Here is a 12,002-nt window from a genome sequence, read left to right as displayed (position 1 = left end):
ATTTTCCCTACAATTTTATGAAAAGGATCATATTTATTTTTATACTGTTATTCTTATCTTCAATTGCTTATGCACAGCGGGATACAGACCACTGGTTTGCTCCCATGGTGGTAAGTTCTTCCAACGGGTCGCCGAAACAGGCACTTTATCTTTCCACAGATAATATAACTCCTTTTCCCGTTACCATTTACAATAATAACACCGTTATTGGAACGGTTACTATCAGCAAAGGAAATCCACAGACCTTTGATGTACCCTGGAATCTGATGACAGGCCAGAATACAACGGATGCCATGAGTGTAAAAACAAGAGGCCTCTATCTTCACGGTGATTTACCTTTCTTTGCTACCTACAGATTTTCGGAAATCAATCACGGGGAAATCTTAACATCAAAGGGAAAAGCTGGAATCGGAACGAAGTTTTATGCAGTGTATTCACCATTGATGAACAATCAGATCAGTCAGAACTTCACTTGTGGTATTCTGGCAACAGAGGACAATACCCAGGTTAAAGTTTCCGGATATGCCATGACTACCTGGTTTTATAATAATTTCAACGGACTGACCCATCCGAGTATTACAATTACTCTGAATAAAGGACAGTCTTATATTTTTGCAGGCTATGCCAATAAACCCGGAAATAAAGATGGTTTTATCGGAGCTAAAATAGAATCTACGAAACCGATATCAGTAACCAACGGAAATTACCACGGTCAGTTTGGGCTGGCTCCTCCTTATAACGGTGAAGACATTGTGATGGATCAGTCTGTTCCTGTAGAACGCCTTGGTCAGGAGTTTGTTCTTATTAAAGGAATGGGTAACCTTCTTCCTGAAATCGAGGGCGCCATCATTGTTGCTACTGAAAATAATACGGAAATCAGACTGAACAACAACCCTACTCCGGTTGCCACTCTGAACGAAGGACAATATTACCGTGTCAGTGCAATGAATTATATCGTTAACGGGCCATCCCATCTCAATATGTATATCAAAGCATCAAAAAATGTGTATGTTTATCAGCTCCTTTCAGGCATTGCAGATAATGATGCCACAGAAGGTTTTAATTACATTCCTCCTTTGAACTGTTTTCTTCCCACTGTTATTGATGAAATTGGAAAAATTGGAGAAATGCCCTACTATACGACATTCAACACGCCACTTTCTGTAAAGCTCAATATCCTGACGCAGGCAGGCGCCGGAGTGGCAGTAAACGGGGTAACACCTGCAGCGGCACAGGGACCTTTTCCGGTAACCGGAACTTCAGACTGGGTTTCTTACTCTATTCCCAATATATCCGGAAATGTTACGGTAACTTCCACCAAAGCTGTTACGGCCGGTATTATTGGAGGCAGCGGAAATCTGGGGTATGGAGGATATTTTGCAGGATTCAATTCTATTCCGGTGATTAGCAAGTCTTCGGGAGAATGTGTTCCGGGAATTGTGTTAGAAGTAGAAAGCGGCTTTGATCATTATCAGTGGAACCTCAACGGAACTCCTATTCCGGGAGCCAACGGTAATACCTACACTCCTACACAAGCAGGAAACTATACCGTATCGATTACGAAAAGCACCTGTACGCCTCTTACAACCTATCCTTACAAAGTATTTACCTGCCTTGTTCATACAGTAAAACTGATGAATGTCTGTAGTGCCGGTACTCCTGCTACCATCACTCCTACCTTCTCAAATTCTACACAGATTCCGGTACCGGGTACTGTACAGATCATAACGCCTCCTGCAAACGGAACTTTAACTGTAAATCCTGCAACGGGAGTCCTTACTTACACGGCCAATACAGGTACTACCACTGATACTTTTACTTATAAGTTCTGTGGAAATGATCCCGATTTTACAGATTGTGAACAGGTAAAAGTAAATGTAACCGTTCAGCCCCTGATTTTAACAGATACTACGGTAAAGAGCTGCGAGAGTAACGGAACAGGTATTTTCGATCTCACGACTGCTGCTGTGGGAGGACCGGCTAATGCTGTCAGGAAATATTATCCTACAATGGCCGATTTAAATGCCGGTACCAATGAAATTATTCCAGCCAATGCTTATTCATCAGCTGTCCTTGCTACGGTTTTTGTAAAAGTGACAACGGTAGAAGGCTGTACAGCTAATGCAAAAATCACACTTCAGTTTTATCCCAAACCAAATGTGCAGAATGCTGCACTCTCGGGTTGTTTTATTCCGGCCAGTCCTAGTACAGGAATATTTAACCTGGCAACAGCACTTGTCACTACGACCAATCCTGTGACCAAAAAGTATTATCCGACATTGAATGATGCAATCAACGGAACCAATGAAATAACAACTCCGAATGCTTATACTTCTCCCAATACCATAGTATGTGTAAAAGTAATCAATGCTAACGGCTGTTTTGACTTTGCTCAGGTCACTTTAACAGTAACACCACCTAAACCTTCACCGCTTTTGACAGACCAGTACATATGCCCGGACGCTCGGGTTACATTAGATGCAGGGCCAGGTTATACCTCTTACTTGTGGAGCACAGGAGCAACCACTCCCTCTATCACAGCTTCCATAGGTAATTATTGGGTGATCCTGACTTCCAACGGATGTGAAACAAAGCAATTTGTAAAGGTGATGTCTGTTCCGGTTCCAAAAATCAAAAAAGTGGAAACTACAGGAAATACAGTTACACTTACTGTAGAAGGCGGTACACCTCCTTACCAATATTCAAGGGATGGAATGGTATGGCAGGATTCTAATGTTTTTACAGGCCTTCCAAGAGGTAAAAATATTTTTTTTGTGAAAGACTCCAGCAACTGCCACCCTGTAGAAGTACAGATTCTGGTTCCAAATCTTATCAATGCCATTACTCCCAACAGTGATGGTATCAATGACACACTGGATTATACGGAGCTTGCATTTCTGAGAGATTTAAAGTTTGGTATATTCAACCGGTACGGACAGCTTATCCATTCTTCGGATAAAAACAATAATTTCAAATGGGATGGCACTATCGGAGGTACTCCGGTAAACAGCGGCACCTATTGGTATGAAATAAAGTGGACGGATCCGGATACCCAGAAAATGGTTTCCTACACCGGATGGATTCTGGTAAAAAACAGGAATTAGATCAAATACAATTATCCAATCAGGATTGTAATACTTTTTGTTTAAAGAAACTGTCTCATTTTTTTGAGACAGTTTTTGTTTTTTCTTCTATCCTTTAGAATATTTATGCAACTCCTTTTATTTTTGCTCCGTTCTTAGCCGCTTCGATTTTCTTAGTATTCCTAAGCTCACGTTTCATTTTACGGTAGTCCCACGGAGCAACCGCATTAATATCCTGCCAAAGTCCTATTTTTTTCTGCTGTGCAGCTTCCTGCAGTTTTCCCAAAGTGGTATCTTTGGAATAGGAAAAATACCACCATCCCAATCCTGCTTTGATAAGCTCTCTGGAAAGGTATTTCCCATCGTCATAATACACTTTCGCAATGGATCTTCCATAACGGTCTGTAGTGGTTTCAACAAAGCTTACTGTTTTCCCGAATACCTGAGCAGAAGTAAACTGTTTTGCATTTTTACCGAACGCCTGCCCACTTTCCGGACAATCGACTTCAGCCAACCTCAGTTTTTTTTGCTGGTTTCCTTTTAACAGTAAAGTAATGGTATCTCCGTCTGAAATTTTGATCACTTTTCCGGTAGTCTGTGAGAATAGAAATACAGGGAAAAGTACGTACAGCAGCATTAATCGTTTCATGGGGCAAATATAGGGATTAGTGGAGGTTTTTAATTAAAAAACCTCGCATTTTGCGAGGTTTTCATAATATTAAATTGAGTTATTTGATTTTTTTCACCTCAAAGTCTGGAGACTTTGCGGAGCGAAGGTAAAGAGCCGGAAATTAGGAAGTTGACACTAACATAAAATCTTCAATTTCCCAATAATTATCATGCAATCTTAGTTTAAATATAGCATTTCTACCGTAATAATCTTTTTTTATACGATGGTCAACAAAAACTAATGCTGTTCTTTTAGAAGGATCAAATACAATCTCTGAAAAATAGACAACACCTATCTCACATTCATTTGTATGTTTATCATACTCTGCCAGATCCAGGACTTTTGCGGTACACAAATTAAATTGATTTGCTTTTATAGAACTTCGTGTACTTAATTTTTTAATAATATCTGTATTACTGGAAAATTCTTTTAAAAGCTCCTTCCTACTTTTTATGTCATTTATATGAGCTTCGGGATGACCTGTAATAAAGTTTTTACTACTTGTAGCAAAATATGTATTTTTACTTTTAGTAGAATCTATATACAAATTGCAAAATTTTTCAGGATGATTAAAAATTTCGTTGTGCGCTTTTGTCTTCTCTTCGATATATAAATCCTCATTATGAACTCTTAAACTATCAAAATATCTTTTTTCACCTAAATAATCTTCTCGAAAAAAATAAGGTATCAACTGATCTGTTAAATCATTATATAGTTTTACATTAGTATCGGTAGATTGGCTTACACATTTTTTCATTTCCTCCTTACAATTCGTAAGTAATGAAGAGGATAATAAAATTATAACTATTTTAGTTTTAAAATTCATATTATTTAGGGATTTTGGGTTAATAACATGGTCTTACTCGCAAATTATCTTTTGGTTTTTTATAATTATCTAAAACAGATGGCATTTTTTGTGATTTTAAGTCCCTGATTTCACGTTGTTGCCTAAAATCTTTTGCAGCATTATTCCTCCTAATTCCATCAAACTTTTCAGTAATTATGTCACGATCAGAAGCAGAAAATTGAGTATCTGTTCCAAAATAAACAGCTTCCCAATTATCTCCTGCATCTGGCCTACCACTTTTTGATTTAAAACTCACCTTAAAAATTCCGTCTTTTTCCTGGGATTTACCGCCCATTTTATAGTCTGCACAATGACCACCTTCATGAATTATAATTTCTGCTAAATTATCAATATACTTTCTATCTCCTTTATTTTTTGAAACCGTGTTTACTACGCCAGAATCTATTTTAATAACATTGGGATTATCTGGATCAAAACTCGCCAAATCAAGTAAACTTTCATTCATTATAACAGTGGGCCCATCTCCAGTTATTTGATTTTTTGCCTCAAAGTCTGGAGACTTTGCGGAGCGGGAAATTTTAAGTAATCTTAATTTTTAAATGTTATATGTTATAATTTATTTTAATTGCCATACAGAACTATACATTTTTTTTTGCTTGAAAAACTGTTCCTTATTAATCTCTTGTATCTTGTATCTCTTTACGTGATAATAATAAACGCCTTCATATGCTGAATATTGATTTTTATAATTATTGTTTATAAATTTATTTCCTTCTAAAGTTGATGTAGCAATAATTTCACCTGACTTTATATATACATTTAAAACACTCGGGATTGTTAAACTATAACCATGTTCCTCTTTATGCATTAAATTATATTCTCCATTAATTTCTAATACATAATATTTATCCATAATATGAACTTCATTTTTGCTTATAAAGAAGTCTGAAAGAAAAACTTTTACGAAAAAAACTCCTACTAATAATATTGATATAACTATAAATATTTTAAATTTCATTTTACAATTATTTAATTTTTGAATTTTTATAGGATTGAATAAAAAAGTCTTTTGTTGGTACGGTCCACATATATAAATGAAACTTGCTGCTACTGCTACTCTTATCCCTTTTTAATAAGCCATCTGTTGCTGATCCTAATGTTTTAGTGTCAAAGACACTCATAATGACATTTTTCCCATCATCACTTACTCTTGCTGTTGACCAAAAGCTTCCTAATACATTCTTTTCTTTAAAGAAAGTATTATCCTCATAAAATTTACCCGAAATAAAGTCTCCTAAAGAATTCATAGCTATTTTCCAAAATTCTTGACCTCCAATCTTTCCAATATCATAAAAGTAACCTTGGGTTTCTCCATTCTCAATTTTTCCATCTTTACCTAATAATTTTGCTAATTCAACTTGGGCTTGTTTTACAGAACTTGTATTTTTTACCAAATCAAGAACAGGTCCTGCCATTACAGTATTTTGTGGATCTGTTTGAATCCCAAATATTCCTCCAATAAATTTAGCCGTCTTATTTCTAGTATTAGCAGTATGATCAAAATACCAAGTTTGTGTATTTGGATTAATCCCAAACTATTTGTTTCAAAAGATTTAAAATTATGAGCTCTTCCCTCATACTTTTTAACAATATCTACCTGCTTCCCATCAGGATCAATATATTTAATCGGATTCTGATAAGTATAAATATAAGGATTTAGATTTCCCCAGAAATATACTCCAGCATTATGTTCTCCATCACCATAAAACTGAGTCTCCATCGCTGGATTGTAAACAGCCAATGGATCCACGCCATACCAAATGCTCGCTCTCGGGTTATAATATCTTGCTCCATAATAATACAGCCCTGTTTCTCTATCCAGTTCTTTTGCATTGAACTTATATGGGTTATCATACACTCCTGTTTGCTGCTCCAGCATAGTTTCCCCGAATGGTAAATTTAAGAAAAACTGCGTACTCTGAGCACTGGAATTGGTAACATTACAAATGATAAAGACGATTCTTAAAGTAAAAAACCTCGCATTTTGCGAGGTTTTTTTTAATATTGAATTAAGTTACTTTTGATTTTTTTCACCTCAAAGTTGGGAGACTTTGTGGAGCAGAGGATACTAAATTTAAAACTATTAATTGTCTAACCCAAATTTATCTTCATAATCAAATTTTTCAATTTTATCAGAGTTTTTAATAACTATCTCTAAAGAGCCTTTTGGTTTTAGTATCGAATCTCCAACAGAAACCTTATCCCACCAATCTCTATAAACCACTATACTATCTTTATTGCCATATACCAAGAATGGTATATTGTGATTATCAGAATTAATATACTTTTTGCTAACCATTGATTTTATATCTTTATCTCTAATCTCATCTAAAAAACTACCTTTGTTTTTTGACGTAAATATAAACTTATATAAAAAAACTAATACAGCAACAATTAAAATCATTAATAAATTTTTATTTCTACTCATCGTTTTAAACTTTTATTAATATCTTTAGGAATATCTTTAACGAATCTAGTTTCAGTTCTTGACAACGAAACCCCAAATGCTGGTTTCGATAGACCATACGAAAATCCAAAAGTAGAATAACCTCCCGAATATGATCCCCATTCTTGACTACGTGAAATATCTACACCATCAGCTTTTGCAGTCAAAGAAGATCCTCCCCAAGAAAAGCCACCTCCAAAACCGGTAGTAAAACTATTTCCAAATCCTTTAAAATCATCAACTTTAAATAGAGTTTCTGGATTTGTAGCTTTTATTGTATTAAAATCTACTGATAAGCCGCTGCTATTTGTCACTGCAAAGCCATAAGAATAATAGAACTTCCCTCCCAAAACTCCACCGTAAGAATCTGCGACATATCCAACGCTTCCCGTAGCAGCAACAGGACCGACTAATTTATGAGTATATGAAATCTGAGCAGCCATACCACTTACACTTGTTTGAGAAGTTGTTATAGTAGTACCAGAAACCATTCTTATGGACTTCCCGCCTTCTGCATGGGAGAGGGTCATTTTTCCATTTCCGGTTTTTTCTGTAGCTGAACCGTTAGCATGTAAATAATACATTCTCTCAGACCCATTCCCAAAAGCTCCAATACTTTCACTTTTCCCTACATACCTATAGCCCTTTACTGCCTTATTCGTATCTTTCCATTCGTAATTTCCTGTCATTTTATTTTGATACCAGTCATCTGGTTTCATTCCTGTAGGGTCTATGTACCTTATTGGATTATCAAATGTATAAGCATATGGACTCCAACTTGGATATTTCTCAGCCAATGGATCCACCCCATACCAAATACTCGCTCTTGGGTTATAATATCTCGCTCCATAATAATAAAGACCTGTTTCTCTATCCAGTTCTTTTGCATTAAACTTATATGGGTTATCATATACTCCTGTTTGCTGCTCCAGCATTGTTTCTCCGAATGGTAAATTTAAGAAAAACTGAGTACTCTGAGCACTGGAATTGGTAATATAAAGACGATTCTTAAAGTAAAAAACCTCGAATTTTGCGAGGTTTTCATAATATTAAATTAAGTTATTTGATTTTTTTCACCTCAAAGTCGGGAGACTTTGCGGAGTGCAGGCGAACTATTCAACATCTAATACTTTATGAACATCATTAAAATTATACCATCTTTCTTTTTTACCAGGATAATAATAGTATAATTCATCCAAATAGGTATCTTCTGTAAGAAAGATAGTGCCTTTATTTATTGGTATTATATAATTGTCTAAATTGTTAATGAAACTAATGTATTGACTGTAATTATATTTAGTTTGTGAAGAAATGGTTTCGCAAAGTATATTTTTATTGTCAACTCTATTAACATCATCACTGACACGCCCTCTGCTTGAAACATATTCACTAATCAACTTATTATTAAAAAAAGCTGCTAATTTTTGAGCATCAATTGCTACGAAGAATAAATATCCTCCATTTTTTAAAACTTGAAATAATTCATTTAAGCCTTTAGTAGAATGATTAGTTTTTTTTACAGCCCTACGCTCATTAAGAGTCAAAAAATTCTCTCTGCAAAAACATTTTTTAGCCATTAAGAACTGTTGAAATGCCAAACTATCTTTTTTTAAAAATGTCTGTAATTTTTCATATCTGGTGTTTCCAACAGTAGTTTGTCCCCAAACTATCATATTAAATAGCAAAAAAACTACAACAATGAATATTTTTTTCATCACTTACTTTGTTTATTATTTTTATCTGCAACGTACAAGTAAACAACTTGAGCATCCTTTAGATACATGTGGTCATTTCCACCTGTAACTTTGTTTCCATTGATATTGTTACATGTCCTGTAAAGCTTTACATCTTTCTTTGCAATCACTTGTTCTTATCATAAGACAGTCAATTACTATTTCATAATTAATGAATTTGGAGGGAGTTTTTGCCCAATAAAAACATGCTGATACGTAAGAGTATTTAAAATCAGTATCTATTTCATTCCAATTTATTTCTTTATTATGTTGCCATAAGTTGTATATATAAATGACGTCTTGTTCATAAAAAATGTGTTTATCATGTGATATTATTGATTTAATCTCGATATCATCCCCATCATTAATATCTCTTGTAAATATGTCAGAAAAAATCATGTACATATCAAACCAATTAATTTCACCTCGTTCCAGTTTTTGATTTTTATATGCTATATAAAAGTCATACTCTAGTGTTCATAATCAAATCTTTCTGTTGTATTAGAATTTTTTATAATTACATCTAAAGAACCTTTTGGTTTTATTATTGAGTCTCCAACCAATCTTATCCCACCAATCTCTTTCAATCACTATACTGTCTTTATTGCCATACACCAAAAATGGAATATTGTGATGATCATGATGAATATATTTTTTGCTAACTATTGATTTTATTTCCTTTTCTCTCAGTTCATCTAAAAAATCACCTTTGCTTTCAGACGAAAATATCAGTTTGTATAAAAATACAATTGCAAAAACGATTAACATTATTAATAAATTCCTATTTCTACTCATTGTTCAACCCTTAAATCAAGTTTATATTATTGCCGGAGCAATTTATTAAAGAGAGAGTATAGTTCTAATAATTTCACCAGTTAAAAGGTATTGAAACATAAGTATTTTCAAAAATATGTAAAGGTAAAATTTCTTCTGCCGTTATATTAGTTTCTCTATTTTTAACAATACATACTTTAAGCAGTTCTCCACGATGATGATAGCCATTTAAAATTAATGCGTGAATACCATTGGTGTCTAAAATCCTCATAAACGCTTTAAATTTATCAATATTATCTGTTAATTCCAGGAAACTTAAATCGATATCACCAAAAGAGATATTTTCATCGGTAACGACCTGAACAAAACGTTGTCCGATATCGTATGCAGTTAGGTCTTTAAATTTTTTGTACGCAATTACAGGACTGGTTTCTAAGCAATCCAGATATACTTTTCGTCCTCCTGATAGGTAATTTCTAGTATGCAGCTTAGCATCTTGTAAAACGTCAATATTATTTCTCCTGAAAGCTCTTTTCCATTCATCTATTTGTATTAAAATATTTGCACTTGCATATTCCCATAAAAAAGAATAAACTTTTCGGCCATAAAAAAAATCACCCATTTGAATACCCTCTTCGTGATCATAAAACAACCAGAAACTTTTATACCTCAACTCATTATGTTTAAAAAAAATTGACAGATAATAAGTATTGGTATCTATATATTTTTTCATAAAAATTTAATTGAATTTTTTAAAAAGCCCTTTGGCGGCAATATTATAACTTCCAACAGCAAATATGTATGGGAAATGAGACATGAAGCTTCATAAAATTTTCATAATCAAAAGCATGAAAAATAAAAGTCTACGATATTGACCTCCATTTTATCAATCTTAATTTCCAGATGTAAAAAAAGTAAGAAATTCTTTTATAAAATCATTGATATCCATGCTCACGCTCTCATCACCAGGTTGATAATTTTCCAGTCATCTGTGGTGAGTTTCTTTTTATCCAGTACACCCCGAATTTGCTGAGACGACATTTCATCTATTTGTACACAATAATATATTTTTTCTCCATTATCAACATCTTTTTGAATACAATTAAAAATATACACATCATTTTCAAATAAAGTAACTAATGTTATTATATCATCATACCAGTCAAGTATATATATGTGTGTAATAATCATTCGTGTTTTATTTTTTACTAACATTAATATTGAAAGAATTAATTGATTCTAATAGTTTTAAAGACTTTTAAAAACAGTTTTTTATTCTCTTCACTCAACTCATTGACAATAATGGCCATTTTATTTTTATGAACATCCACGCTGTCAAAGTGTATCCCGATAGCCCCCTTTATTCATTTTTTTGGGCATCATAATCTGGGCTCTGCGCTGATTGATGGTGTCATAGTAGTAGTAATTCACATTATAAACCCCATTTCTGTAATCTCGATCTGAGTTATTAGAAAGATAAGCATTAACTTCTGCATTATTTTTAATCTTTTCAAAGATCTCAACCTCTTCCACAACCATATAGTTATCTTCCTCAAATGGCTTATAATTACCATAATAAATATAACCTATAGATTTATTCCTGACATTGATACTATACACCTGTGAATCTTCAGCCATTTCTTTCTTAATAACAAATGATTGGGGCAAGCTTACGGATACATTGGAAATCCTATGGCTTACAAATTTTTCATTCTTACAACAGGAAGATATCATAGTTAAAAGAAAACATATAAGAAAAAACTGAACTTCAGTCTTCAAATATGATTTTTTATATTTCATTGTTACTGATCTGCTTTTAATAAAAAGTTATTTTCAGTTTCCTCATTTCATTCATCAGCTCCTTTTTATATAAATCAATACGAATACCTCGAATAGAAGGGAAATTGTGGGATTTGGCATCAAAATAATATGCTATTCTGTTCAGAAATTCTTCTTGATGATCTTCCAGATATTGATCAATCTGATCTGCTATTTCTGCATCTAGATAATCCTTCGGAGGTTTAACGTAAAAACCGAAATTAATAGAATCATTTTGGAATGCTTTTTCCAACGCAAAAATGTAAATCTTATAAAAATCCTTTGTTTTCATTTTAGATTAAAAAATAAAATACCACGGACAGATGATTGCAGATCCCAAAAGAGGAAAAAAGAAAAATTTTTAAACTTTTTAAAACAAGATAAGTCTATGGTTATTAACCCGGTAAAGGTAATAAAAAAGAATTCAGGAAAATTAATTAAAAAATATTCTTCATTTTATTTTTTTTATTCCAAAAAGTATTGCAAATTTGCAGCCCTAAAAACGATGTAAATTCGTTATTAATAACACTCTCGGGGCGTAGCGTAGTCCGGTCATCGCGCCTGGTTTGGGACCAGGAGGTCGCAGGTTCGAATCCTGCCGCCCCGACTT

Annotated in this window: 14 protein-coding genes and 1 tRNA gene; 2 read left to right on the top strand and 13 right to left on the bottom strand. The window is 33.7% G+C overall.

Going from position 1 to position 12,002, the window contains the following annotated elements:
- Nucleotides 1–17: 17 nt before the first annotated feature.
- Nucleotides 18–3,104, top strand: coding sequence for an FIDD domain-containing protein (locus AC59HC_RS22070; protein ID WP_496559375.1), 3,087 nt, complete (start codon nucleotides 18–20; stop codon nucleotides 3,102–3,104).
- 103 nt (nucleotides 3,105–3,207) lie between these two features.
- Here the strand turns inward: AC59HC_RS22070 and AC59HC_RS22065 are convergent, their stop codons facing one another.
- The 13 genes from AC59HC_RS22065 to AC59HC_RS22005 form a co-directional block, all read right to left on the bottom strand.
- Nucleotides 3,208–3,732, bottom strand: coding sequence for a thermonuclease family protein (locus AC59HC_RS22065; protein WP_496559374.1), 525 nt, complete (start codon nucleotides 3,730–3,732; stop codon nucleotides 3,208–3,210).
- Between the two features lie 142 nt (nucleotides 3,733–3,874).
- Nucleotides 3,875–4,579 (bottom strand): hypothetical protein, encoded by a 705-nt coding sequence (locus tag AC59HC_RS22060; RefSeq protein ID WP_496559373.1) that lies wholly within the window; start codon nucleotides 4,577–4,579, stop codon nucleotides 3,875–3,877.
- A gap of 19 nt (nucleotides 4,580–4,598) precedes the next feature.
- Nucleotides 4,599–5,093 carry a hypothetical protein gene (locus tag AC59HC_RS22055; protein ID WP_496559386.1) on the bottom strand — a complete coding sequence of 165 codons (495 nt, stop codon included), beginning with the start codon at nucleotides 5,091–5,093 and terminating at the stop codon, nucleotides 4,599–4,601.
- Nucleotides 5,094–5,177: 84 nt separating this feature from the next.
- Nucleotides 5,178–5,579, bottom strand: coding sequence for a hypothetical protein (locus AC59HC_RS22050; protein WP_496559372.1), 402 nt, complete (start codon nucleotides 5,577–5,579; stop codon nucleotides 5,178–5,180).
- A gap of 7 nt (nucleotides 5,580–5,586) precedes the next feature.
- Nucleotides 5,587–6,036, bottom strand: a complete 450-nt coding sequence (locus AC59HC_RS22045; protein WP_496559371.1) for a hypothetical protein — start codon at nucleotides 6,034–6,036, stop codon at nucleotides 5,587–5,589.
- Nucleotides 6,036–6,569 (bottom strand): RHS repeat domain-containing protein, encoded by a 534-nt coding sequence (locus tag AC59HC_RS22040; protein WP_496559385.1) that lies wholly within the window; start codon nucleotides 6,567–6,569, stop codon nucleotides 6,036–6,038. The genes AC59HC_RS22045 and AC59HC_RS22040 overlap by 1 nt, the downstream gene beginning before the upstream one ends.
- Before the next feature lie 135 nt (nucleotides 6,570–6,704).
- On the bottom strand, nucleotides 6,705–7,049 hold the full coding sequence (locus AC59HC_RS22035) for a hypothetical protein (protein WP_496559370.1): 345 nt from the start codon (nucleotides 7,047–7,049) through the stop codon (nucleotides 6,705–6,707).
- The gene (locus tag AC59HC_RS22030; protein ID WP_496559384.1) at nucleotides 7,046–8,062 is read right to left on the bottom strand and encodes an RHS repeat-associated core domain-containing protein; all 1,017 of its coding nucleotides are present in this window, start codon (nucleotides 8,060–8,062) and stop codon (nucleotides 7,046–7,048) included. Before AC59HC_RS22030 ends, AC59HC_RS22035 begins: the two co-directional genes overlap by 4 nt.
- A 117-nt stretch (nucleotides 8,063–8,179) precedes the next feature.
- On the bottom strand, nucleotides 8,180–8,782 hold the full coding sequence (locus AC59HC_RS22025) for a hypothetical protein (protein ID WP_496559369.1): 603 nt from the start codon (nucleotides 8,780–8,782) through the stop codon (nucleotides 8,180–8,182).
- An 886-nt stretch (nucleotides 8,783–9,668) separates the two neighbouring features.
- Nucleotides 9,669–10,307, bottom strand: a complete 639-nt coding sequence (locus AC59HC_RS22020) for a hypothetical protein (protein ID WP_496559368.1) — start codon at nucleotides 10,305–10,307, stop codon at nucleotides 9,669–9,671.
- 218 nt (nucleotides 10,308–10,525) lie between these two features.
- The gene (locus AC59HC_RS22015; protein ID WP_496559367.1) at nucleotides 10,526–10,765 is read right to left on the bottom strand and encodes a hypothetical protein; all 240 of its coding nucleotides are present in this window, start codon (nucleotides 10,763–10,765) and stop codon (nucleotides 10,526–10,528) included.
- Between the two features lie 144 nt (nucleotides 10,766–10,909).
- Nucleotides 10,910–11,308 carry a hypothetical protein gene (locus AC59HC_RS22010; RefSeq protein WP_496559366.1) on the bottom strand — a complete coding sequence of 133 codons (399 nt, stop codon included), beginning with the start codon at nucleotides 11,306–11,308 and terminating at the stop codon, nucleotides 10,910–10,912.
- An 82-nt stretch (nucleotides 11,309–11,390) separates the two neighbouring features.
- Nucleotides 11,391–11,684: a hypothetical protein gene (locus AC59HC_RS22005; protein WP_496559365.1), complete on the bottom strand. Its 294-nt coding sequence runs from the start codon at nucleotides 11,682–11,684 to the stop codon at nucleotides 11,391–11,393.
- Between the two features lie 240 nt (nucleotides 11,685–11,924).
- Between AC59HC_RS22005 and AC59HC_RS22000 the strand changes: the two genes are divergently transcribed.
- A tRNA-Pro gene (locus AC59HC_RS22000) sits at nucleotides 11,925–11,999 on the top strand.
- Nucleotides 12,000–12,002 lie beyond the last annotated feature (3 nt).

This window comes from Chryseobacterium sp. DZ-32, from assembly GCF_059587025.1.
This window is presented reverse-complemented; position numbering and strand designations above follow the sequence as displayed.